Origin of the sequence: Wolbachia endosymbiont (group A) of Pipizella viduata (assembly GCF_964028555.1) — a bacterium.
Classification (GTDB): Bacteria; Pseudomonadota; Alphaproteobacteria; order Rickettsiales; family Anaplasmataceae; genus Wolbachia.
Map to the genome: position 1 here is coordinate 742,119 of NZ_OZ034787.1, position 21,902 is coordinate 764,020.

Genomic DNA, 21,902 nt, shown 5'->3' on the forward strand with positions numbered 1-21,902 from the left:
TTTCTATAGATTTATACATGAAAAGAGACATGTAATAAACTAATAAATTCATTGAGGCTTTTATCATTTAGAAGTGACAAACGGATAATATACTCCCAAATGTCATTCCAGCGCGTGATGCTAGGCCATCTTGACACATTTCGCCAACCCCGTCTCTCGGCTATGGTATTGCTAATCAAACAATGACTATGCAAAAGACCTAATAACATGTATAATCCATAAATAATTTTTGAGGTAGATTGTGAAACTAGGTGTTAATATTGATCACGTTGCAACCCTCCGCAACGCACGCGGAACTTCCTACCCAGATCTATTGAAAGCAGCAGAAATAGCCATTGACGCTGGAGCAGACTTTATTACTGTACACTTACGAGAAGATAGAAGGCATATTAGAGATGAAGATGTATTTAACCTAAAAAAAAGCATTAGCACTGAGCTAAATCTTGAAATTGCAGCCACGGAAGAAATGCTTAAAATAGCAAAAAAGGTAAAACCCTATTCGATTAGTATAGTACCAGAAAAAAGAGAAGAATTAACAACCGAAGGTGGCCTGGATATCATTAATATGCACAGCAAACTTTCTAGTATAATAGAGGAAATGCATAGCTCTAGCATAAAAGTCTCACTGTTTATCGATCCAAATATTAATCAACTAAAATATCTTGAGAAGCTAGAGATAAAACCTGACATAATAGAAATTCACACAGGGGATTACTGTGATAATCCATCAGAGAAAAAGTTACAGTTAATTACTAATGCTGCAGAGTACGTCAATAAATTAGGAATAGAATGCCACGCAGGACATGGCATAACTTATAAACACGCTAAGAAGATGACAAGAATACCTCACATCTCAGCTTTTAACATAGGCCACTATTTAATTAGCGAAGCTGTATTTTATGGCTTACACAGCGTAGTAAAAACAATGAAAATGATAATGTCTAACTAACTGCTGCTTTTTCCTTCTCATTTAAAATACTCAAAAGAGTTTGGCTTGCTTTAAATTTTACCCTTGTCTTTTCAGGAACAGTCATGATCTCACCATTTTGGGGGTTACGACATTGTTTCTCCTGACTTATAGCAGTAGAAAATGTTCCTATTCCATGCAAACGTATTTCACCTTTCCCATGCAGCTCATCCTTTATTATTTTAATAAACGCATCATGAATCTTGCTCAAATCAGATTTTGTTATATCTATATTCTGACCAGAACAATCTTCCTTTAATTGTTTTATTATATCTTCTTTACTCATAAATTACCTTAATATTGAAAAATCACACAAATAGCATATTATGTTGACACCGATAGTCAACTAAATTCATCACAAAAATAGAGGATATTATACACTTTTGCAAATATTTGTATAATACTTACAAAAAAACACCACTATGAAATAACTATCTCTTAGAAAATTGACACTTTTTCCGAGCTTTATGTTGACCATATTTCTTACGTTCAACAACACGCGAATCTCTAGTTAAGAACTCACCATTACGTAATATAGAATGCAAATCTTGGCTTACACTACTTAAAGCTCTGCTTATTCCATGAGCTAGAGCACCTGCTTGACCAGATAGCCCTCCACCTTTTACAGTTGCGAATACATCATATTTGTCTAACGTAGAAGTTGCTACAAATGGCATTTTCACTATTTGGCACACTGACTCTCTTTTAAAATAAGAAATTAGATCGCCTTTTTTGTTAACACTAAATTTTCCACTTCCCAGCTTTATCCATACTCTTGCTGCAGATTCTTTTCTTCGGCCTGTAGCATATAAACGACCAAGCGAATCAACTGCTGATTTAATTGTCTTTTCTGACCAATCATTATTATTTATTGTAGAACTCTTCATTTTTACTCCATTACTTTTTATTTTTACGATTCAAAGAGGCAAAATCTATCTTTTCAGGTTGCTGCCCTTGATGCTTATGCTCTGAACCAGAATAAACATACAAATTTTCAAAGCGTCTACGCGCCATAGGGCCATCATCAAGCATCCTTTTCACTGCCATTTTTATTACACGCTCAGGAAATTTGCCATTTAAAATATTATCTGGAGTAGTTTTCTTCAAACCACCAGAATAACCTGTATGCTTATAGTAAATTTTATCTTTAAGCTTCTTCCCGGTAAAATGCACCTTTTCTGCGTTGATAATAATTACATTATCGCCACAATCCATATGAGGTGTATACTCAGGTTTATGCTTTCCACGCAATAGTGTCGCTACAAATGCTGCAAGCCTTCCTACCACTAATCCTTCTGCATCTATGACAAACCATTTTTTGTCGATTTGTTTCTCTTTTAAGAAAAAAGTTTTCATTGTAATTTAACTAAACAATAGTAAGCTACTATATACTTAATTTCTCAATAGTGTCAACAATATTAGTTATTGATTATTAAAGTAATTTATGTTAGTAATTGAGCTGCGCAACCAATATGCACAGGAAGTAGAATGTTTCGATTGATTATCACACTTGCGATCATTTTTAGTACTATAAGTTGCTATGCAACCGATGTGGGAGAAGTTATAAGCAAAGCGATCAAAAATAGCTCAAAAATAAAGTCTCAATTTTACCAATATAAAAGCGCAGAAAAACAGCTTAAGTCTTCTGGGTTAGCTGGATTTTTACCTGACATTAGTTTGCAGTACAATTTTGATAGTAATTTTAATCTTTATAATCAACCTAATTTACCTGGAAAACGTCTGATATTAAGCCAAAGGATAATAGATGGAGGTGGCACCTTTGCCACATTCAGTCGATCAAGTCATCTTCTCAAAGCAGAAAAAATGCGATTTCAGCAATTAAAACAAGAGGTTGCACTTAATGCTGTGAAAGCATATGTTGGTGTTTTACAAAAGACAGAAATATTAAAGCTCAGAGAACATAAAGAACGCGTTTCTTTGGAACATTTGTCAGCTATGAAAAAACGCTTTTCCCTTGGAGAAGTTACTAAAGCTGAAGTTTTGCTAGCAAAAGCAAAATTTTCGTCTTCTATATCCGAAAGAGTTGATGCTGAAGGTAAATTAAAATTGGCAAATATTGCTTATTATCATTTGATTGGCGAAGATGCTGATGACCTTTCTGAAGCTAATGATAAACTACCTTCTGTCCCAGAGCTAAATGAATGTTTACAATTAGCAAAAACCAATAATTTATCTCTAAAAGCAGCAGTTTATCAAAAAAGAGCAGCCGGAATGGAAGTGATCGCTGAAAGCTCCAAGTGGCTTCCTTCTTTAAATCTAAGGGCAAGCAAAAATTTTGGGAAGGATGGTGTAAAATTAGACAAGCTATTAGAAAATGTTCATATAGTTTTTACTCTTGATGTTCCAATCTTTAAAAAAGGAGCGAATGCTTTTGGTGTCAGTAAAGCTAAAATGGATGCAAAAAAATCTACCTACGATTATTATGAAACGGTAAAAAATATAGAACAAGCAGTTGTAAATGCTTGGAATAATGTGCTAACAGCAAAAGCCATTATTAAAGCAAGTCAAGAAGCGGAAAAAGCAGCAGCTTTAGCATTGGAAGGAGTTGAGCAAGAGGTAAACTTAAGTTTAAAGAGTACATCTGACCTTTTGGACACTGAAGATGCATTATTTAAAGCACGTTCAGACTTAGTTGAAGCAAAAAGCAATTATGTAACTAGTGTTTATAATTTGCTTTTTATAATAAATAGTATAAATCTCTAAATTTAATGGTATTAGCACTATGCATGATGAACAAGGCAATCAATCTGTAAAAGATATTCTAGAAGATATAAAAAAAGCTATATCGGGTAAAGACGCAAGTAACGATAAAGCAGAAATAAAGGATGAAAATGATGATGTGCTATGCCTTGAAGAAGAGTATCCAGAAGACATGGAAGAAGATGGCAAAAAAGAAAATGGTAAAGAAGAGAACATTGATAATGATGACCAAAGTGAGGAAATGGCTTGCAACAACAACCAATTTAATGGCCATAGCTACAATTCAGAAGAAAAAAAAGACATTGATTTGTACGATAATATCCAAATGAGTAATAACAAAGCGAGTAATAGCGGCTTACAAGCGCAAAATAATGATCATCTAGTTTTAAAAGAGAATATGGAAGAGATCAAAGCGCTGCTTGGAAAAATGCAAAACGAATTGCAGCATAAACAACAAAAAAGAGCGAATCTTACTGTTGAAGAATTAGTTACATCTCTTTTAAAACCTCAGCTCTCAGAATGGCTGAATAAATATCTACATGCACTGGTAAAAGAAGTAGTTGAAAAAGAGCTCAAAGATATAATCAATAATAAGTAGGGTATTAGCAATAAAAACTAGAGTAAAGACGGCTAGAGGCAGAAAACTATCTTCAACAAGGTGGCTACATCGTCATTTGAATGATCAGTATGTGCGAAAAACTAGCAAGGATGGTTATAGGTCACGCTCAGCATATAAGCTGGTAGAAATGGATAATAAATTTAAATTATTCCAAGAAGGGCAAAAAATTATTGATCTTGGTGCTTCTCCTGGTGGATGGTCACAAGTCGCGTCTCAGAAAGGTGCAAATGTAGTTGCTCTTGACATGAAACCAATGAACGCAATTAATGGAGTAGAGTTTATACAATGTGATATTATCAATGGGCTTGAAATTTTAAGAGAAAAATTCAAGGATCAAAAATTTGATGTAATTTTATCTGACATGGCGCCCGAATCTTGTGGTTTAAAATCGTTGGATCATATCAGAATTATGCTTTTATGTGAGGCAGCGCTCAATTTTGCAAAGCATTTCTTGAGCCATGGTGGCACGTTTGTAGTAAAAATTTTCCAAGGAGAATCTGATAAAGATTTTTGTAACGAGCTAAAAAAAATGTTTAAAACAGTAAAATATTTTAAACCAAAGTCAAGTAGATCTGAATCTACAGAAATGTATTTGGTAAGTTTAGGCTTTATTGGCAGCAGACCTCCTATATAATATTAACCCAGGTAGCCCGCAGAAGTGAAAAAACTTCCTTGACAAACTCCGCCAGCCCCCTTATCATGAAACTGAAGCTATTTATTTATCTTCTCTGTATAGATTAAATGACAAAAAAACTCACGTATCTGGCGTCTCATGTTTAATTTTTTGCACTATGTGCACTCTATGTCTTTATCAAATTTCTAGGTTTTTACTTATACAAGCTGAAATACGCTTATAAAGCATTTAAAACATTAAAAAACGCCAACTTAAAAAATGGATAGTGAATAATTAGCTACCCTAGGGTTTCTTTTGCCTTTTTTTCTGTTTAGTAAATTTCTTAATGTTTATAATTTAGATTAGTTGCGGCTTAAAAGCAACTGAATCGCGGTTATTAAACGTTTAGAATAAAAAAACGCCATACTTGAAAGTATAATATAAGTAATTAGCCAACCATGGGGCTTCTTTTGCCTTTTTTTCTACTTGGTAAATTTCTTAATGTTTGTAGCTAAACGACAATCGTCATCCCGCTGTTTGTTAGCGGGATCTATTCTAAGGAGATACCGCGGCGGTATGACGGGTTAAGTAGGGTGTCATTCCAGTGCTCCTTTTTTTGTCATCCCAGTGCGTGACACTGGGATCTAGCCTTTATTATTTGGTTGTCTTCTGGATTCCAGTGTCAGCTACTTTCATGACATCATCATAAAGTAAAATGAGATCCCAGTGTCACGCACTGGGATGACAGGGGAGTTGAATGACAACGAATTGGAAGAAAATGTTTATGACTAATTTTTAGATCAAATATAGGATTTAGGTAAATTTAACTTCTTTATGGAACTATGCAGCAATAATAAATAAATTGAGAGGAAAGGTTGTGGCAATAGAAAAGGAAAAGTTTTTTGAAATAATACGCAATGTGAGTGAGAGTAAAGGTTTGAATAAGGATAATTTGCTTGAAAGGATAAGAAATGAGTTACGCAACAAAGATTATGCAGAATACGACAAGTTTAACCGTGGTTTTAGTAAGGAGCATCAATTCAGTATAAAAATTTCAGACAAAATAGAAAATTGGACATTATTGCATCTTGCTGTGGCATGTGACGATTTATTGACAGTAACACTTCTACTAGAAAAGAAAGTAAGTGTTAAAACTCGAGTCAAAAATGGATCTAATGATGGACCAACTGCTTTTGACATTGCTACTTTGAATGGTAATCAAGAGATAATACAGCTTTTACGAAAAGCAAATCCTCAATTAGAAAAGAATAAAGACAAAACTTCAGAAGGTTTAGTTGTGAACGGGAATAATGCAGCTGCTGAGCCAGCAAATGTTATAAGTCCTTACTTGAAACGACACGATGCTACACGTAATGATAAACAGACTTCTGTTACGGGTGAAAGTAGTGACAGTACAGTAGATGAGCAATACCCACGTGTTAGTGTTAAGAATATGGTAAAAAATTTTGAGTCGCCGCAAAAAATAAATGCCACATGTAGTAATGAACAGACCTCTACCTCTTTAAATGAAAGTAGTAGTAGTGACGACAGTGGAATATGTACTGAATCAGAAGGTGAAGAAGACATTGATGCAAAAAATGAAGAATCAAAAAGTCATGTAACTGAATATCAGAGTAAATTGGAAGCATTGGAGAAACAAAACCAAAAAGAGAATCTATCACTAAAACAAAAAATGCAAGTTCTAGAAAGTGAAAACGCAACGCTTAAGGATAAATTAGACAAAACAGAAAGTCAGTATTCTAAAGCAGAAGCGTTGTTAGAAAAAACGCAAAAGGAACTAGAAGAATCAAAAAGTTGCGAGACTAAGTTGAAAGAATCCAATGAAGAGAATCTATCACTAAAACAAAAAATAAAAAGTTTGGAGAATGAAAACACACCACTTAAGAGTGAACTGGGCAAAACTAAAACAAATGAAGTGTCACTAGAAAAAGTAGGAAAAAGACAAATGTGTTTCTTAAAAGTTGCTTCCGTGAATCTTGTAACTATATTAGCAGTAGGTGCTATCTTTAGTATAGCTTTCCAATTACCAGTTCTATTAACAATTGCAACTTTTGTAGTATCTGCTTTGATAGCTAGTGGCGTTACATATGCAATATCAACAAAACCTGACACTGAATTAAAAGAAGTGGATATAGGTTCAGCACAACGTGGTGTTTGTAAAACTTAGCACCTACATCTGTACGAACATTGCAGTTTGCAGATGCAAGTAGCTGACACTGGAATCCCAAAAAAAGGATGATGTCATCCCTGTGCTCCTTTTTTTGTCATCCCAGTGCCCAGACACTGGGATCTAGTTCTTATTGTACATTTACTTGGTGTAGAGTTAAGTTTTCTGGATCCAAGTTTCTGGGCACTGGGATGACACCCTTTTGGATGGAAATCAGTGTCAGCTACTTTCATGACACCATTCTTTTTCCTGTCATCCCAGTGTTAAGCACTGGGATGACAGGAAAAGGAGGCTACTCAGATGACGGGAAGGGGGTACTTGGATGACACCTATAGCCCTAGCGCGTAAAAGTATTTGCAAGTTACACAGTAGTGTGAATTTTTACTTCGGTAGTTTTTCATTGTTATTATAATCATAATAGTAGTTGAGTTTAATTGATATGAAAACTTTTACGAAAAATTTTAAAAATAACGAAAAAAAGCTAGAGGAGTTTAATAAGGAAATTGAAGATATAACAACTATAGCTCAAGATAAATTTGCACATGAACTTGAAAATATCGCATATGACAGTGTGCAAAAATTTCGCAGTCTGCTTGCTAAAGAGTTAAACTCCGTCTTCAATAATATTCATTCTCAAAATGTCAATCTACTAAAATCCAGCCTAGTTGAATATGCTATAAGTTCAAATTTTATCAATAAAAAAGGAGAAACAGCTTTAATACGTTCTCTTCTTAATATATTCATACGATAAAGAATTTATAGCATAATCGTGGTGTCATGAAAGTAGCTCTGTACGAACATTTGTTTGCGAAGAAATATTATAGCCGGTTTTGCCTCAAACACAAAGATGTCATCCCAGTGCCCTGACTACTTGGATCCAGAAATTTTGATTAGAGATTAAGTTGGTGAGCACGAAAGTGACTAACCTTATATTAAAAATAACATCTTTGACAGTGAAAGGCTGGATTCCAGTGTCAAGCACTGCCATCATAAAGAAACCAGTGTCAGCCACTTGGATGACACCGTCATAAAGGAACCAGTGCTCCTTTTTTTGTCATCCCAGTGCGTGACACTGGGATCTAGGAAACTTAACTGCAAGTAATGCATTGGGTTTTGTGAATATGGGTTTTGCGTTATAGAATGAAACACTTTTGGTGAATTTGTAAAGAGAACTAGATCCCAGTGTTAGCTACTTGGATGAAAGAAGAAGGTGCTGGGATGACAAAATAAGGAGCGTTAGAATGACAAAAATATATTTATAAGGAGGGTTATCATGTCAACAAGATCTACTTCACCAAGAATACATGTGCAACGTAAATCTAAGCCTGAATCTTTTCCAGTTACTTTAGAAGAGGTTAAATCTTTTTTACGCATTGAGAACGATCAAGATGATAAGTTGATTTCAGATCTAATTTTTATGGCAACTGATTATGTTGAGTGGCATATGGAAAAGTCACTGGTGAAACAAACATGGCAAGTTTCATATGAAGATTATGTACCTCGTAGGATCTATTTAAGCTATGGCCCTGTGAGTAAGATAGTATTGGCTACTGCAATGATGTCTAAAGGTCAAGAGAAGAGAACACTTAAGTATTATTTTAGTGATGTAGGGGGCTACGTTGAGTTTTTCAATTATTTGAATGCAATAAGAGTTGATGTTGTATACGAGGCTGGCTATGACAATGTTCCTGAGCAGATAAAACTAGGTATTATGCGGCATGTTTCTGCTATTTACAAAGATCGTGAATCGGGGGTAAGTAGCCATTTGTCTGAAGTGAAGAAGGTGTATTCTCCATTTCGCGAACCAAAGGTTGTTTTGTAGCTCTTTCTTGTCATCCAAACTGGGCTACCTACGTCATACCGTCACGGTATCTCACATAGATCCCGCTAACAAGTAGCGGGATGACAGCAGTCCTACGTCATACCGTCACGGTATCTCACATAGATCCCGCTAACAAGCAGCGGGATGACGAGATAAATACCGTCATACCGCGATTCATTCGCGGTATCTCAGCCGCTAACACGTAGCGGAATGACAGCAGTCCTACGTCATACCGTCACGGTATCTCACATAGATCCCGCTAACAAGCAGCGGGATGACGAGTTTGTATCGGGAAACGCTGCTTATGTTTTAGCTATATATCTTTCGAGGATTAATCATGGAAAAAATTTAAGCTATAAACGAGTTGTACAGTAGCATTTATGAAGCACTAAAAGCAAACTCTGATTTAAGGAAATATGTTACTAACATTTATGACTACTTACCTAAACAGGTCACCATTCCTTACCTGAGATTGCATGTAGTGAATTATAATAATCTGCACATGCTGTCCAATTTTGCTACAAAGGCAAGATTTTCATGCGACATATATACCCATCATATAGGCAGTATGTTTGCCATTATAAGGCATATTAACTTGATACTTAAGAGTATTAAATATTCTGATAATGAAACTATTTTGGAAAGTAATTGTGCTATGAGTCAGCACGATGAAATTTTACATTCAACAATTAATTTTGATATTTTAATGAAAGGAGGCGATAATGAGCAAATTACAGCTAAAAATTAAAGATCATGACAATAATTTTATTGTGTTAAATAATATACGAAACCTAAGGTTTACTTTGCGTAATAACAGAGAAGAGGTGAAAGATATTTCTTCTTTTGGCTGGAGAAAAGTGCTCGATTGTGCTGGAAGCAGACACATTACGATAAAAATTAATGGAATTTTAGACTCTGTATTAGCTGATGAATTATTACGTAATTCTGCTGTATTAAACTCTAATAATGATTATGAAATTAATTTTAACACTAAGGAAAAGATCAGATTACGGTGTTCAGTTGAACTATATGAGAGATATTATGACCCCGCTGCTTTTGACAGTTTTACTGTAATTTTAGCGAGTGCTGAAGTTGTAAACGCTTTTCATTAATGTTAATTTAATTTTTTCATATACAATAGTAACTGGTGAGAATTTTAACTAAATTAAAAAAAATCATGAACGACGAAAACCTTTTCGAGGAAGACGGTGGTAATATTGAAGAAAATAACAATGACAGAAGAGAGAGAAGTTTAGAAAATGAAAATCAAGAAGAACAATACAAAGAGGAAGATAAGCAATACATAATACAGTATATTCAAGACTATTTAAAAGTTTTTGAGGATATTCTAAATCAGATCGACGAAGGAATTGATAATTTGGATAGTTACGAAAGGACTATGCAAATAAAGCGAAGCATAGACAGGCTCATAGAGACTTTATATAGTCAGGCTGCGTCTGAAGATATTGATGCAGAATTTGAAACCACAAAGCATACTCGCGATAAATCAGAATCTATGAAAAGGGTTAGAGAGAAAAGAAGGAAGCAAGCAATAGAAGAAGTATTAAGTAGCATGTTTGCCCAGCAACAAAAGGAGCTAATGAACGCTAAACACTTAAGTCATGGACATGAAACAGCACATGATGATGAAGCAAAAAAACGAGTGAAGTCTTCAATCAGGGGAGTGTTGTTTTCGGTGATTGCTCATAGGATGGATCCAAGAAGGAGAGCAGGGGAAGCTGCTGACGATAACGAAAAGCAAGCTCATATATATGGCAGGGAAGCAGTTGGTGGAGCTTTAGGTGCATTGTTAAAAACATTTTTAACAGCAGTTACTGCCGTTGTGCGCGAAATTGCTAAGCCACTTCAGCATATCAGCAAACAGGAAACATCTTTTGCAAAACAAGTTGAAGAAAGCAGAAACGCAGATTCACAAAAAGGTCGATCTGTGTAGACTTTTCCTTGTAATAATCTTTCGATTCTACTGTCTGTTAATTCATAATTAGGGTTATATAGCTAACTGAAAAAAGGTTACCCCAGAAGGGATAAAAAGGTATAAAATGGCTTTAGATAAGGTAGAATGATGCCAAAGTGAGGATCTGAGGGAACGTGTTTTGAAAGTAGTAGACGAGAAAAAAATGACTATGGAGAAGATAAGCAAGAGAAAAGATAATTGAAAAATTTGGCAATATGTGCAAAGACAAAGATACTCGCCGGATTTAAATCCAATTGAAAAGTTATGGTTTGCCATCAAGAATGCCATAAGAAAAGCTCTGCAGAACTTTTGGCCCGATATCAATTCGGCTATTGATTTTAGCACTCGGGGAAACCTTACTTGGGTTAGCTATATTTTGCTTGCTCACAAGCAAACTTTCCTGGATCCAAGTAGTCAAGCTACTCGGATGACATCCTCCCTAGTGAATATTGCTCTTAATTTGTAACTAACCTAAGCTATAAATGTTAAGAAATTTACCAGGCAGAAAAAAAAGGCAAAGAACTCCCGTGGTGCGAGTTTTGACCCTATAATAATTTAAACTGGCGCTGTAATAATGTGCTAACGCTTAAAATAAGCGCGATTTGGCTGAATGTAGAAAAAATTTAAAAGACATGCAGCCGCTATAATTTTATGTAATCCGCCAATAAATACCCTAAGTTTTTTACTGAATTTTGTCATTGAGCCTGCAGGTCAAAAACAAGTTTTGAGTCATAAATACCCTTATTGTCATAATAAGGGGGCTGGCGGAGTTTGTCAAGGAAGTTTTTTGTTTCCACTGAATGACAGTTGTGGCTTGGGAGGTAGTACAAGAAATCTGTTATTTTAATTGTGTGAAATTTAGTTTTGTGTTTCATAATATTATACAATCAAATTGATAAAAGCTGTATTATCTCCTTGCAGCATTAAGTGTATATTTTTTGCTATTTTTTCCACTAAGGGAGTAACGTTATCAAAATTTGAAAATTTTGATAATACATAATCTGCTAAGCTTTTTTCATCTTCAGGTCTACCCACTCCAAATCTCAAGCGCCAATAATCATTACCAATAAAACTATCTATGGATTTAAGTCCATTATGTCCAGCAGAGCTACCACCTTTCTTTATTTTTATTCTTCCAATTTCCAAATCAGCGTCATCGTGTATGACAACGATATTATCTAGCGATAATTTGTAAAAGTTTCGTATTTTTGCAACAGGGATGCCTGAATTATTCATAAATGAATAAGGCTTTATTAACATGATTTTATTATCATTAATTATGCCAGAGGTTATTAGATAATCGGCTTTTTTAGAAAACGACTGGAAATTCCAATATTTGTAAATTTTATCAACTACGATGAAGCCGATATTATGATGAGTTAACTTATATTGACCACCAGGGTTACCAAGTCCAACTATCAGATGCACTATTACTCTGTTTCTGCTTGAGGTTCTTCAACGTCACTATCGGCAGCAGAAATTGTAACAATAGTAAAATTTTCTTCTTCATGAGCTACAAACTTAACACCTTCTGGTAATTTTACATCATTAATATGTATAGACTGGCCAATCATTTTACCGGATAAATCAACTTCTATAACCTGAGGTATTTTATCAGGAGAGCATTTAACAGCAATAGAACGACACAAAACATTAAGCACTCCACCTAACTTGATCCCTGGAGCTTTACTTTCATTCACAAATGATAGAGGTATGTCTATTTTAATTTCGCTGCCTTTATCAACAAATTGAAAATCAACATGTTGCACAGTATCCTTTACTACATGCAATTGGATATCGCGAACAAGAGCATATTCCTTTTTGCCCGAAATATTCAGCTCTATCAAATGTGCAGAAAGAGAGCCTGATTTATATTGCTTCGTGAATTCCTTTGCAGACAATGTTAAATTTACATTATCATGACCCTTTCCATATATGATTCCAGGGATGTTTCCTTTCTTCCTTAGAGAATGCATCGCTTTTGTTTTTGTTATATCACGTAACTCTGCATTAATTGTTACTATTTCTTGTTGCGTCATCGATTACTCCTATTCAGCTAATCCTTTTAATATAATTTAATAATAATATAACATAAAAATATTTATTTCAAACTTCATTCTTTCATACTAATTGTTTGTGAAAGGATTTATTTAGATGTATATTTAAGCTTATTTAATAAGAACTATGGGCATTGATGATAAAGTAGTTTTTAGGATTTATAAACCAACAAAAACTGCAACACAATCTGGTTTAGGTAATACAAATCTCTGGCACCTAAAAATTGAATCTGGTTCTTACTACATTGAACCTTTAATGGGGTGGGTTGGCTCAAAAGATCCAAAAAAACAGATTGTATTAAAGTTTGATTCTCTTGAAAAAGCAGTATTCTACGCAAAAAAACGCAACGTTAAATACGTAATTGAAATGCCAAAAAATGTTAAGAGGCTGCCAAAATCTTACGCAAGCAATTTCATACTAAAGTAAGGTTTATTGTGGTGTGCTTATCTGTAAAAGATAAAGCTTAGTATAACCAATTTAACTCTGGGTTTTAAGTTGTGCTAACACACTGCGGCCATTTAAAGAGTCAAGATTTTTAACCTGGCTAGCCAGTATTAAAGAGTTATTTTTTAGGTATTTCTTTACAAGGCTTGCAAGTCTTTTTGGATTATTCAAATAGCTCCACTCTGCTTGTAAAACTTTTATATCACTTTGTACTAAACTAATTTCACTTTTTATTTTTATTAGCTCTCTATTTAATGACTGAACATGTAGTTTTATCTTAAATAGTCCTACAATGCTAAGAAAAAACATAACTATTGAGATGATGGAGAAAGTTCTCATGACAACTTCTGTATAGCTCTTAGTTTTGCTGAGCGTGAACGCGGATTTGCACTTACTTCTTCTATACTTGCTTTGATCACTTTTTTATTTAGAAGAGAGAATGTCTTACAATCAGTAGATCTTGGCTCACATAGATCTTTAAAAAAAGTTTTGACTATACGATCTTCCAAAGAATGAAAGGTGACAACAATTAATTTGCCATTCTCATTTAAAATTTCAGATGCAGCTTTAATGCCCCTCTCAAGTTCTCCCAGCTCATCGTTTACCCATATTCTGATTGCCTGAAATGTTCTGGTTGCAGGATCAATTTTGCTTTTTCCACGGAACACCACAGAACGTACAATGTTCGCAAGCTCAAATGTAGTTTTGATAGTTTTCTTCTTCCGTGCACTTACTATTGCTCTTGCGATTTTGCGAGAATGATGCTCTCCTCCGTAGTTATATATAGTATTTGCAATTTCTTCTTCGCGTAAAGCGTTAACAAACGTTGAAGCGTTTATATAAGAAGAGTTATCCATGCTCATATCGAGTGGACCATCATGTAAAAATGAGAACCCTCTATCTCCGTTATCAAGCTGCATAGATGAAACTCCGATGTCAAAAACCACCCCATCCACTCCGTTTGATTTCATTCCAGCGCGTGACCAGTTATTTTTTCCAGTATCAAGTACTGGGATGACAGGAGATGGCTCAACGCTGCTTAGTATACTTTTAATATTACTAAACTTCTCAATGAATAGTTTTATTCTATCGGGATATCTAACGCTTAAATCATCATAAAACTTAGTTACCGTTTCATCTCTATCAATTGCATATACCTTGCAATCAGCTGACTCCAATATTGCTTTGCTATACCCTCCAGCTCCAAATGTGGCGTCCACGTATATACCACCATCCTGCGGTGATAGTAGTGATAGCATCTCTTTTAACAAAACTGGAGTGTGTGTCATAGTGCTCCATCAAAAGACTCTGTGCATACAAATAAAAATAGCTTCCCACTAAAACATATGGAAATATATAGGCAATAATATAAAAATACTTGAATATAGTCAATGATATAAAAATATTAAGATTTAATAAGATACTATTATTAATATAATGTTCAAATTTTTCTATTATATAAAAAATTAATGTATATTACTAAATACTAAACAAACTATAGAAAATTATGCAGCAAATAACAAAAGTAATATTTTCAAGTTTGATTTGTAACACTTTATTGTGGTATGACCACATGCTTTTTGGCCACTTAATAAACATAATAGGTGGTGTGTTTTTTCCATCGGATGATCAACTAACCAGCGTATTGAAGGCTTTTGGAGTGTTTGCAGTGGGTTTCTTAATGAGACCAGTCGGCGCTGCTATATTTGGTCACATTGGTGATAAGCATGGCAGAAGAGTTGCCTTATTGCTCTCGATTATATTAATGACTTTATCAACTGTATTAATTGCTTTTGTTCCAGGTTATCAAAGCATTGGAATACTAGCGTCAATGCTGGTAGTTTGTTTAAGATTATCGCAGGGTATATCCCTTGGAGGAGAAGCAGGAAATGCACCATTTTTAATAGAACACGCTCCTAAAAACAAAAAAGGATTTTTTGGCAGCATTGAAGTATTAAGCGCAATTTTTGGTTCAGTATTAAGCCTGATAGCAGTACTCATATGCAAAAAAGTATCTGATTTTGAATCTTGGGGGTGGAGATTACCTTTCATTTTCAGTTTAGCAATGGGATTAATCAGCATATATATGAGATATATACTTGATGAAAGCCCAGAGTATAAAAGACAGAAAAATCCATCTAAACTGCCATTAAAAGAGTTATTGAATAGCTATAAAAAACCTTTTCTGATATCAGTTGGGGTTGATATAGTTGAAAACTCATCTCTTTACATATATCTGGTATTTTTCAATGTGCTTACATCAACAATAAATACTCATTTTAACCATATGGTAGAAATACTGAGTCAAATTGCGCTCGGAGGATTGACAATATTGTTTGCAATACTTTCTGATAAGGTAGGAAGAGAAAAAGTTATGAAATTTGCATTTATAGCTTTTGTAATAGTGAGTTATCCAGTTTTCTCAATGTTATGTAGTGGCAATTACTTACTCACTTTTACGGCACATATTCTTTTTATAATTCCAATAGCTGCATCGCTTGGTCCTGTCAGTGCATTTATGTGTGAATTATTTCCAACAAAGGTTCGGTACAGCGGATTTGGCTTGTCAAGAAATATAGCTGCTGGATTTTTTGGTGGCCTTGCACCATTTATATGCACAACAATTATCAAAGTTACAGGACAAGAGACTTCAGCTAGTTTTTACATGATTTTCTGTGCATTAATTGGGCTAGTTGCTATATCGCAAATTAAGGATTAGCTTTCTTCAAGATCCAAGTATAGTTGCAGTATAGTAGAGTTTAAAAAAATCTAATTATATGGTGGGAAGTGCCAATTTTTAGGTGATAATGTGAATATTTCAGCACCATCTTTAGTTACTCCGAGCGTATGTTCAAATTGAGCAGAAAGTGAAAGATCGCTTGTTGTCACTGTCCAGTCATCGAGTTTACTGAGCAGAGTCTCATGTTTTCCAGCATTAATCATTGGCTCTATTGTAAAAAACATACCTTCCTTCAAGATGAGATTTTCATCTTGATCATAGAAATGCACTACATTTGGTGGAGCATGAAAGACTTTTCCTATACCATGTCCGCAGTAGCTGCGTACGATAGAATATCCAAAATCTCTAATATATTTCTCTATAGCAAGCCCTATTTCATTTAACTTATTGCCGGGTTTAACTTGTTTAATTGCTTCCATCAATGCATGATAAGTAGCGTCACACAAACGTTTTGCTTTTATTGATGGCTTGCCAACCCAAAACATGCGACTTGTATCACCATGCCAACCATTTAAAATCACCGTGACATCAATATTTAAAATATCTCCATCTTTAAGCGTTTTATCATCGGGAACACCATGGCACACAACTGCATTTTTTGAAGTGCAAATCGATTTTGGATACCCCCTATAGTTTAGTGGTGCTGGAATTGCACCTGCATTAATTATAAAATCATGACATAGATCATTTAACTCATTAGTTGTCACCCCTACCTTTACGTACGGTGCAATGAAATCAAGAGTTTCAGCAGCAAGCCTGCCAGCCTTGCGCATAAATTCAAAATCTTCTTGTGAGTGTATAGTTATGTTCATATTTTCCATGTCTTATTGTAATTGGTACGCTTACTTGCAAGTACATAAATGTAATAACTTTACGTATTATGAAAATAAGCCCTATGGATCCTAGTGTCAAGTCATTTGTATGAAAGGTGGTCAAGCAAGAAGTCTATTTAATAATCTGAACTATACAACTACTATCTCAGGATAATCTGAAGGTTTTTTGTGATAGTAATCGATGCTATTAGAATTCACCTCAATGTAAGTATTGTAGATAGGATTCTCAAAACCACCTCTCTCTTGTTTTTTAGAGATACGCTTTTCTTCAATTTGTTCTATAGATAGTCCACTTTCTTTGCCTAATGCATGTATGACCTCAAGTAAATCAGCTAACTCTTCAAGGTTTTCATCTGAGGTTTTAGAGGCAATAACTTCCTTTGCTTCTTCTAAAAGTTTATCTTTGAGACGTTCAATGTATTCATCTTTTTCCATCACCCTCTCATAAACAATAATTCCATGGGAACGTATAATTTCAGTTGTATGATCACGAACAAGTTTATTAATTTTGAAACAATGTTTTTTATTCATAATGTTTCCTTTGATAGATATAAGAATTTCATTCAGTAAAATTAAACTGTAACTTTTGATTTAACCCAATGGTACAACTTACTTATTTTACCATCTTGACCGAGCATTCCAGAGTTATTCTTATAAAAAGTGTCAACTATTAGCTTTATAGAACCTATAGCAGCAGAAAATACAGGATTTTTATCATATTCGCCATCAAGACCGCTACAAGACTCAGGGCACCCAATTCGAACTTGCTTATTGAATATATAGCCTGCAATTTCCTTCATGCTTGTGAGTTGACTAGTTCCACCTGTGATCACTACTTTATTAATTGGATCTTTCTGCTCTTGAAATTGCTCTCTTACCATTTCAAGTATTTCTTCAATTCTTGGTCTTATGATGTTAATAAGCTCAGATTTGAATACTTGAGTAGGTTCATCATTTTCACTATTTTGGACTGTAATATATTCGTTCTCATCTATTGAAGTTACGATAGTGCTACCATACAGTATTTTTATATACTCTGCACGTTCTATGCTTGTGCATAGCCCGTAAGCAATATCTCGAGTGATATGAACGCCACCAATTGGAACGCTGCTTGCATACACAAGTTTCCCTCTTTTGAAAATTCCAATTGCAGTGCACCCACCGCCTATATCAACAATAGCAGTCCCGAGCTCTTTTTCATCTTCACTCAGACAGGCAAGACCTGCAGAATATGCAGAAGCAATACAACCTGCCATATTTAATCCACCATTATTGGTAATACAGTTTTCAATATTGGTAAGCGCTGGACGCGAAGCAGTGACAACATTAACATCAGCAGATAGTCTTTTTCCGTACAATCCACCAACTTCTTTTATGTCAGTCATGTCATCTAAGTGATATTTCAGTGGTATATTGTGAATGATAACATTTTCTTCAATATATTTCTCAAACGTCTGAAAAACTACACGTTTTATATCCCGGTCAGAAATTTCATGATTAGCTGCAATAATTTCATTATGTACATTAAAAGATGAGATGCCACATCCAGCAATGTTCACATATATCTGGTCTATAGTTTCCTCTGACACTTGCTCAGCTAAACCTATAGTTGATGAGATGGAGTAATTTGCGTGTTTTACATTAGTTATCGACCCACCGTTTACACCTTCTGCAATCTTATAGCCCGTTCCTGTTACTTTATAGCTGAAGTTGCTATTTATCTTAACGATTAGACAAATAATCTTTGTTGTACCTATGTCTAAAACAGCAAAAACGTTTCTCTTTGGTTTTGCTATTACTGCAGAGTACATTAGTTAACCTTATTACGCAATTTCATTTGAATTGTAGCTTTCTTTAATAATTTATATTTCTATTATAGATATAGCAACATTTTAATATACACTAAATTCTGGACAAAAGGAAAAGCAAAACATAGGATTATAATTTTTATGTCCATTTTATGTCCATATTACCAATTGTAATTGCCCCTGATGAAAGGCTAATCACACGTGCTAGTGAAGTAACAGATATAAACGATAAAATTAAAGAATTAGTAAACGACATGTTCGAAACTGTGTACGATGCAGAAGGTCTTGGCCTTGCTGCAGTGCAAGTTGGAGTGCTGAGGAGAGTTTTTGTTATGGACATTCAGCTCTCTCGAGCTGAAGACGAGCCAGTAGGGTATGAATCGACTGGCAAATTTTACATGATTAACCCTGAAATTACGGAATTATCCGATGAACAAGTAATTCTCAAAGAAGGGTGCCTTTCAATTCCAGAGCAAAGCTATGAAATTAAGCGTCCAAAATATTTGACTGTGAAATATAAGGATTTAAATAATGAGGAACAGACGCTAAAAGCTTGCGGCTGGCTCGCAAGGTGTATTCAGCATGAGCTAGATCACTTAAATGGCATATTATATATTAGACATTTATCTAAATTAAAGTATGATATGGCCATGAAAAAAGCACAAAAGGTTAAAAAGCATTATGAGCAATGAAGACCTAGAATTATTAAAATTTTACCATGAAGTGGGCGTTGATTGCACACTAACAGAGGGTGAAGAGGAAAAAAAGTTGGAGAGCAAAGAGGGTGTGCAACCCTCTGTTATCCAAACTGGGACCCAGAAGAAAGATGCAGATACGCGCTGGGGTGACACTAAAGATGGAAAAGACATGTTTCCAAGTGATTGGATAATTGAAGCAAGGAAACTTGCAAGTAAATGTAGTAGTGTGGATGAACTAAGAAGTGCAGTTGAATCATTTGAAGGTTGTGAGATAAAAAAAACTGCAACTAATACTGTTTTTTCCGATGGTAATCCAAACGCAAAAATTATGCTCGTTGGTGAAGCTCCAGGAGCAAATGAAGACCTTCAAGGCATACCATTTTGTGGTGCAAGTGGAATGTTGCTCGATAAAATGTTAAATGCAATCAATCTTGATCGCACTAAGGTATACATAAGCAATACCGTATTTTGGCGCCCACCTGGCAATAGAAAGCCAACCGACCTAGAGCTTGATATGTGCAGACCATTTGTTGAGAAGCATGTTGCACTGGTTTCACCGCAAATTCTAATTTTGGTCGGGGGAATTGCGTGTTATAGCCTTCTTGACAGCACAAAAACTATATCGAATTTGCGTGGTAGATTTCATACGTACACTAACCAATATTTATCTCACTCAATCACTACAGCTGCTATATTTCACCCAGCTTACCTACTGCGTCAGCCAATGCAAAAACGTTTAGCCTGGGAGGATTTAAAGAAGATTAGGGAGTATCTTAATAATACCAATAACTGTACGAATACTTAACACCACTGGTGTCAAGAAGTAGCCCGCAGAAGTGAAAAAACTTCCTTGACAAACTCCGCCAGCCCCCTTATCATGAAACTGAAGCTATTTCATTTAACTTCGCAATCTGTGCAGATTAAAACGACAAGAAAACTTGTATTTGTCGTACTATGCTTAATTTTTTGCACGATGACACTCTCGCATATAAACTCACTACTTTCATTTGTTTCTTTCTCTCTATTTTCTTTTTTTCTCTTTATCAATCTCTCTATCAGTTGCCCGTATACATCCGATAAGCGTTTATCTGCTAACTCATCAGGCTCATATCGACAGGTAACAGTTAATGTTCTTTTTCTCATAGTTTCTCCTGTAAATGTTTTCATAGTTCAGGCACTCCTTTTTTCCATAAATCCATTTATCAGCTATTCTTGCGAAAAAGACGCAACTGTTAACCTTCGTTTTGTTTTACTTTTATACACAATTTTGGAAACACATAGCGCTATCTTTCATCAATTAAGCTCTCTTCCAAATCATCAAGCTCCTCTTTTCCCTCTAATGATCTTCTTTAGCTGAAGGTAATCTTAAAAATCTTGAAAGGCTTCACTTAAATGGTAACAATATTGGTAATGAAGGTGCAAAAGGGTTAGCTGAAGGTAATTTTACAAATCTTACTTTGCTTCACTTAAATGATAACAAAATTAGTGATGAAGGTGCGAAAGCTTTAGCTAATGGTAAGCTTACAAGTTTTACTTCACTTAACTTGGGAAAAAATAATATTAGTGATGAAGGTGTAAAAGAATTATCTAAGCTTACAAATCTTACTTCACTTAATTTATCGAATAACAATATTGGTGATGAAGGTGTAAAAGAATTATCTAAGCTTACAAATCTTACTTCACTTAATTTATCGAATAACAATATTGGTGATGAAGGTGTAAAAGAATTATCTAAGCTTACAAATCTTACTTCACTTAATTTATCGTTTTCATGTATTTTCCCATGAAATCGTACGTCTCTTGCGCCTTATCTTTATCAAAACAACTGTCTTCTCTTGGTGGAGGAAGTAGATTACTAATAGGAACTGACAATGCCTTTGCTATACGTTTTAACTTTTCAGTTGGAATGCCACATTTTCCTTTTACATACCTTAGCAGCGTATAGTATTCTATACCTGTTTTATTTGCTAAATCTTTTTGGGTATATTTCCGCTTTAATATCCAGCTTCTTATATTTTGTGCTATTTTGTACCTTATGGAGATAGTAGTACGTTTTGCCATGCCGCTAACAGAAATAAACTACACATTATTACACAGGTTAGCATAAATTTACTATGAAAATGTTGACGTTAAACTTCAAGCTCTTTATTATGAAAGATGTGAGAGCTCGATGGTAGGTTTGAGCTTTTGGCTCGTATTTTATTAGGCTCTCACACCAAAAATAAGTATTTTAAAAGCTCTTTATAGCTACTAAATTCATGAATTCATTTGCCGGGGTTTTTAGGCGCTTTATGAGGGGGTTATAAAAAGATCTACAAAAGGACCTCTAAGGTGCGTAGTAGCATTCTAAAGCCATCTATGGGAGACATTTTTTTCATCAACGCATTCAAAACTTAAAAAAATAAACTAAAAATAA

Annotated in this window: 28 protein-coding genes and 1 pseudogene; 16 read left to right on the plus strand and 13 right to left on the minus strand. The window is 34.7% G+C overall.

Annotated features, from left to right (window positions below; translation table 11 throughout):
* Nucleotides 1-241 precede the first annotated feature (241 nt).
* Nucleotides 242-949, plus strand: a complete 708-nt coding sequence (locus ABWU50_RS03450) for a pyridoxine 5'-phosphate synthase (protein ID WP_353275244.1) — start codon at nt 242-244, stop codon at nt 947-949.
* Here ABWU50_RS03450 and ABWU50_RS03455 read toward each other — a convergent pair.
* The 3 genes from ABWU50_RS03455 to rplM all read right to left on the minus strand — a co-directional run bounded on the left by ABWU50_RS03455 (nt 942) and on the right by rplM (nt 2,323).
* A complete protein-coding gene (locus tag ABWU50_RS03455) occupies nt 942-1,253 on the minus strand; it encodes an HU family DNA-binding protein (RefSeq protein WP_264688310.1) in 312 nt (103 codons plus the stop codon). The genes ABWU50_RS03450 and ABWU50_RS03455 overlap by 8 nt on opposite strands.
* Before the next feature lie 145 nt (nt 1,254-1,398).
* On the minus strand, nt 1,399-1,854 hold the full coding sequence (gene rpsI, locus ABWU50_RS03460; RefSeq protein WP_353275245.1) for a 30S ribosomal protein S9: 456 nt from the start codon (nt 1,852-1,854) through the stop codon (nt 1,399-1,401).
* A gap of 10 nt (nt 1,855-1,864) precedes the next feature.
* On the minus strand, nt 1,865-2,323 hold the full coding sequence (rplM, locus tag ABWU50_RS03465; protein WP_253309391.1) for a 50S ribosomal protein L13: 459 nt from the start codon (nt 2,321-2,323) through the stop codon (nt 1,865-1,867).
* Between the two features lie 132 nt (nt 2,324-2,455).
* Here rplM and ABWU50_RS03470 point away from each other — a divergent pair, with 132 nt between their 5' ends.
* From ABWU50_RS03470 to ABWU50_RS03485, 4 genes are all read left to right on the plus strand, one after another.
* Complete coding sequence (locus ABWU50_RS03470) at nt 2,456-3,691, plus strand: TolC family protein (RefSeq protein WP_353275247.1); 1,236 nt, start codon at nt 2,456-2,458, stop codon at nt 3,689-3,691.
* 19 nt (nt 3,692-3,710) lie between these two features.
* The gene (locus tag ABWU50_RS03475; protein WP_353275248.1) at nt 3,711-4,286 is read left to right on the plus strand and encodes a PopZ family protein; all 576 of its coding nucleotides are present in this window, start codon (nt 3,711-3,713) and stop codon (nt 4,284-4,286) included.
* A 76-nt stretch (nt 4,287-4,362) separates the two neighbouring features.
* A complete protein-coding gene (locus ABWU50_RS03480) occupies nt 4,363-4,941 on the plus strand; it encodes an RlmE family RNA methyltransferase (protein WP_264736312.1) in 579 nt (192 codons plus the stop codon).
* An 856-nt stretch (nt 4,942-5,797) separates the two neighbouring features.
* Entirely contained in the window at nt 5,798-7,108 is a 1,311-nt protein-coding gene (locus ABWU50_RS03485; protein WP_353275251.1) for an ankyrin repeat domain-containing protein, read from the plus strand.
* A gap of 74 nt (nt 7,109-7,182) precedes the next feature.
* On the opposite strand, the gene ABWU50_RS03490 is transcribed toward ABWU50_RS03485, so the two are convergent.
* Nucleotides 7,183-7,341, minus strand: coding sequence for a hypothetical protein (locus ABWU50_RS03490; RefSeq protein WP_353275252.1), 159 nt, complete (start codon nt 7,339-7,341; stop codon nt 7,183-7,185).
* A gap of 206 nt (nt 7,342-7,547) precedes the next feature.
* On the opposite strand from ABWU50_RS03490, the gene ABWU50_RS03495 reads away from it, so the two are divergent.
* From ABWU50_RS03495 to ABWU50_RS06855, 6 genes and pseudogenes are all read left to right on the plus strand, one after another.
* The gene (locus ABWU50_RS03495) at nt 7,548-7,859 is read left to right on the plus strand and encodes a hypothetical protein (RefSeq protein ID WP_341814954.1); all 312 of its coding nucleotides are present in this window, start codon (nt 7,548-7,550) and stop codon (nt 7,857-7,859) included.
* Nucleotides 7,860-8,381: 522 nt separating this feature from the next.
* Complete coding sequence (locus ABWU50_RS03500) at nt 8,382-8,930, plus strand: head-tail connector protein (RefSeq protein ID WP_353275254.1); 549 nt, start codon at nt 8,382-8,384, stop codon at nt 8,928-8,930.
* A gap of 355 nt (nt 8,931-9,285) precedes the next feature.
* A complete protein-coding gene (locus ABWU50_RS03505) occupies nt 9,286-9,678 on the plus strand; it encodes a DUF3168 domain-containing protein (protein WP_353276350.1) in 393 nt (130 codons plus the stop codon).
* Nucleotides 9,653-10,042: a phage tail tube protein gene (locus tag ABWU50_RS03510; protein ID WP_353275255.1), complete on the plus strand. Its 390-nt coding sequence runs from the start codon at nt 9,653-9,655 to the stop codon at nt 10,040-10,042. Before ABWU50_RS03505 ends, ABWU50_RS03510 begins: the two co-directional genes overlap by 26 nt.
* Nucleotides 10,043-10,107: 65 nt before the next feature.
* Entirely contained in the window at nt 10,108-10,884 is a 777-nt protein-coding gene (locus tag ABWU50_RS03515; RefSeq protein ID WP_353275256.1) for a hypothetical protein, read from the plus strand.
* A gap of 253 nt (nt 10,885-11,137) precedes the next feature.
* Nucleotides 11,138-11,239: pseudogene (locus tag ABWU50_RS06855) on the plus strand (IS630 family transposase); the annotation flags it as partial.
* A 545-nt stretch (nt 11,240-11,784) separates the two neighbouring features.
* Here ABWU50_RS06855 and pth read toward each other — a convergent pair.
* Together pth and ABWU50_RS03530 are read right to left on the minus strand one after the other, a co-directional pair.
* The gene (gene pth / locus ABWU50_RS03525; protein WP_353275259.1) at nt 11,785-12,333 is read right to left on the minus strand and encodes an aminoacyl-tRNA hydrolase; all 549 of its coding nucleotides are present in this window, start codon (nt 12,331-12,333) and stop codon (nt 11,785-11,787) included.
* A 2-nt stretch (nt 12,334-12,335) separates the two neighbouring features.
* Entirely contained in the window at nt 12,336-12,944 is a 609-nt protein-coding gene (locus ABWU50_RS03530) for a 50S ribosomal protein L25/general stress protein Ctc (RefSeq protein ID WP_250295275.1), read from the minus strand.
* Between the two features lie 145 nt (nt 12,945-13,089).
* Between ABWU50_RS03530 and ABWU50_RS03535 the strand changes: the two genes are divergently transcribed.
* Nucleotides 13,090-13,389, plus strand: coding sequence for an ETC complex I subunit (locus ABWU50_RS03535; RefSeq protein ID WP_253309377.1), 300 nt, complete (start codon nt 13,090-13,092; stop codon nt 13,387-13,389).
* 51 nt (nt 13,390-13,440) lie between these two features.
* On the opposite strand, the gene ABWU50_RS03540 is transcribed toward ABWU50_RS03535, so the two are convergent.
* Together ABWU50_RS03540 and rsmH are read right to left on the minus strand one after the other, a co-directional pair.
* Nucleotides 13,441-13,746, minus strand: coding sequence for a hypothetical protein (locus tag ABWU50_RS03540; RefSeq protein ID WP_353275261.1), 306 nt, complete (start codon nt 13,744-13,746; stop codon nt 13,441-13,443).
* Complete coding sequence (rsmH, locus tag ABWU50_RS03545) at nt 13,743-14,696, minus strand: 16S rRNA (cytosine(1402)-N(4))-methyltransferase RsmH (RefSeq protein ID WP_253309686.1); 954 nt, start codon at nt 14,694-14,696, stop codon at nt 13,743-13,745. The genes ABWU50_RS03540 and rsmH overlap by 4 nt, the downstream gene beginning before the upstream one ends.
* 218 nt (nt 14,697-14,914) lie before the next feature.
* Between rsmH and ABWU50_RS03550 the strand changes: the two genes are divergently transcribed.
* The gene (locus tag ABWU50_RS03550; RefSeq protein ID WP_353275263.1) at nt 14,915-16,126 is read left to right on the plus strand and encodes an MFS transporter; all 1,212 of its coding nucleotides are present in this window, start codon (nt 14,915-14,917) and stop codon (nt 16,124-16,126) included.
* A gap of 50 nt (nt 16,127-16,176) precedes the next feature.
* Here ABWU50_RS03550 and map read toward each other — a convergent pair whose 3' ends face one another.
* From map to ftsA, 3 genes are all read right to left on the minus strand, one after another.
* A complete protein-coding gene (gene map / locus ABWU50_RS03555) occupies nt 16,177-16,959 on the minus strand; it encodes a type I methionyl aminopeptidase (protein ID WP_353275264.1) in 783 nt (260 codons plus the stop codon).
* 150 nt (nt 16,960-17,109) lie between these two features.
* The gene (locus ABWU50_RS03560) at nt 17,110-17,511 is read right to left on the minus strand and encodes a nucleoside triphosphate pyrophosphohydrolase (RefSeq protein WP_353275266.1); all 402 of its coding nucleotides are present in this window, start codon (nt 17,509-17,511) and stop codon (nt 17,110-17,112) included.
* Between the two features lie 41 nt (nt 17,512-17,552).
* Complete coding sequence (gene ftsA, locus ABWU50_RS03565; RefSeq protein WP_353275267.1) at nt 17,553-18,791, minus strand: cell division protein FtsA; 1,239 nt, start codon at nt 18,789-18,791, stop codon at nt 17,553-17,555.
* Nucleotides 18,792-18,940: 149 nt separating this feature from the next.
* On the opposite strand from ftsA, the gene def reads away from it, so the two are divergent.
* Together def and ABWU50_RS03575 are read left to right on the plus strand one after the other, a co-directional pair.
* The gene (gene def / locus ABWU50_RS03570; protein ID WP_253309681.1) at nt 18,941-19,480 is read left to right on the plus strand and encodes a peptide deformylase; all 540 of its coding nucleotides are present in this window, start codon (nt 18,941-18,943) and stop codon (nt 19,478-19,480) included.
* Nucleotides 19,470-20,291, plus strand: coding sequence for a uracil-DNA glycosylase family protein (locus ABWU50_RS03575; RefSeq protein ID WP_253309680.1), 822 nt, complete (start codon nt 19,470-19,472; stop codon nt 20,289-20,291). The genes def and ABWU50_RS03575 overlap by 11 nt, the downstream gene beginning before the upstream one ends.
* A gap of 89 nt (nt 20,292-20,380) precedes the next feature.
* Here the strand turns inward: ABWU50_RS03575 and ABWU50_RS03580 are convergent, their stop codons facing one another.
* Nucleotides 20,381-20,653, minus strand: a complete 273-nt coding sequence (locus ABWU50_RS03580) for a hypothetical protein (protein WP_264329155.1) — start codon at nt 20,651-20,653, stop codon at nt 20,381-20,383.
* A gap of 290 nt (nt 20,654-20,943) precedes the next feature.
* Here ABWU50_RS03580 and ABWU50_RS03585 point away from each other — a divergent pair, with 290 nt between their 5' ends.
* Nucleotides 20,944-21,273, plus strand: a complete 330-nt coding sequence (locus ABWU50_RS03585) for a leucine-rich repeat domain-containing protein (RefSeq protein WP_353275269.1) — start codon at nt 20,944-20,946, stop codon at nt 21,271-21,273.
* Here ABWU50_RS03585 and ABWU50_RS03590 read toward each other — a convergent pair.
* Nucleotides 21,242-21,547 carry a helix-turn-helix domain-containing protein gene (locus ABWU50_RS03590; RefSeq protein WP_353275271.1) on the minus strand — a complete coding sequence of 102 codons (306 nt, stop codon included), beginning with the start codon at nt 21,545-21,547 and terminating at the stop codon, nt 21,242-21,244. The two genes, ABWU50_RS03585 and ABWU50_RS03590, sit on opposite strands and share 32 nt — an antisense overlap.
* Nucleotides 21,548-21,902: the final 355 nt, after the last annotated feature.

Excerpts from the sequence above, each read along its gene's own strand:
- ABWU50_RS03455 (WP_264688310.1), bottom strand. The coding sequence starts at position 1,253 with ATGAGTAAAGAAGATATAATAAAACAATTAAAGGAAGATTGTTCTGGT.
- rpsI (WP_353275245.1), bottom strand. The coding sequence starts at position 1,854 with ATGAAGAGTTCTACAATAAATAATAATGATTGGTCAGAAAAGACAATT.
- rplM (WP_253309391.1), bottom strand. The coding sequence starts at position 2,323 with ATGAAAACTTTTTTCTTAAAAGAGAAACAAATCGACAAAAAATGGTTT.
- ABWU50_RS03470 (WP_353275247.1), top strand. The coding sequence starts at position 2,456 with ATGTTTCGATTGATTATCACACTTGCGATCATTTTTAGTACTATAAGT.
- ABWU50_RS03475 (WP_353275248.1), top strand. The coding sequence starts at position 3,711 with ATGCATGATGAACAAGGCAATCAATCTGTAAAAGATATTCTAGAAGAT.
- ABWU50_RS03490 (WP_353275252.1), bottom strand. The coding sequence starts at position 7,341 with ATGAAAGTAGCTGACACTGATTTCCATCCAAAAGGGTGTCATCCCAGT.
- ABWU50_RS03495 (WP_341814954.1), top strand. The coding sequence starts at position 7,548 with ATGAAAACTTTTACGAAAAATTTTAAAAATAACGAAAAAAAGCTAGAG.
- ABWU50_RS03500 (WP_353275254.1), top strand. The coding sequence starts at position 8,382 with ATGTCAACAAGATCTACTTCACCAAGAATACATGTGCAACGTAAATCT.
- ABWU50_RS03510 (WP_353275255.1), top strand. The coding sequence starts at position 9,653 with ATGAGCAAATTACAGCTAAAAATTAAAGATCATGACAATAATTTTATT.
- ABWU50_RS03515 (WP_353275256.1), top strand. The coding sequence starts at position 10,108 with ATGAACGACGAAAACCTTTTCGAGGAAGACGGTGGTAATATTGAAGAA.
- ABWU50_RS03530 (WP_250295275.1), bottom strand. The coding sequence starts at position 12,944 with ATGACGCAACAAGAAATAGTAACAATTAATGCAGAGTTACGTGATATA.
- ABWU50_RS03535 (WP_253309377.1), top strand. The coding sequence starts at position 13,090 with ATGGGCATTGATGATAAAGTAGTTTTTAGGATTTATAAACCAACAAAA.
- ABWU50_RS03540 (WP_353275261.1), bottom strand. The coding sequence starts at position 13,746 with ATGAGAACTTTCTCCATCATCTCAATAGTTATGTTTTTTCTTAGCATT.
- rsmH (WP_253309686.1), bottom strand. The coding sequence starts at position 14,696 with ATGACACACACTCCAGTTTTGTTAAAAGAGATGCTATCACTACTATCA.
- ABWU50_RS03550 (WP_353275263.1), top strand. The coding sequence starts at position 14,915 with ATGCAGCAAATAACAAAAGTAATATTTTCAAGTTTGATTTGTAACACT.
- map (WP_353275264.1), bottom strand. The coding sequence starts at position 16,959 with ATGAACATAACTATACACTCACAAGAAGATTTTGAATTTATGCGCAAG.
- ABWU50_RS03560 (WP_353275266.1), bottom strand. The coding sequence starts at position 17,511 with ATGAATAAAAAACATTGTTTCAAAATTAATAAACTTGTTCGTGATCAT.
- ftsA (WP_353275267.1), bottom strand. The coding sequence starts at position 18,791 with ATGTACTCTGCAGTAATAGCAAAACCAAAGAGAAACGTTTTTGCTGTT.
- def (WP_253309681.1), top strand. The coding sequence starts at position 18,941 with ATGTCCATATTACCAATTGTAATTGCCCCTGATGAAAGGCTAATCACA.
- ABWU50_RS03575 (WP_253309680.1), top strand. The coding sequence starts at position 19,470 with ATGAGCAATGAAGACCTAGAATTATTAAAATTTTACCATGAAGTGGGC.
- ABWU50_RS03580 (WP_264329155.1), bottom strand. The coding sequence starts at position 20,653 with ATGAAAACATTTACAGGAGAAACTATGAGAAAAAGAACATTAACTGTT.
- ABWU50_RS03590 (WP_353275271.1), bottom strand. The coding sequence starts at position 21,547 with ATGGCAAAACGTACTACTATCTCCATAAGGTACAAAATAGCACAAAAT.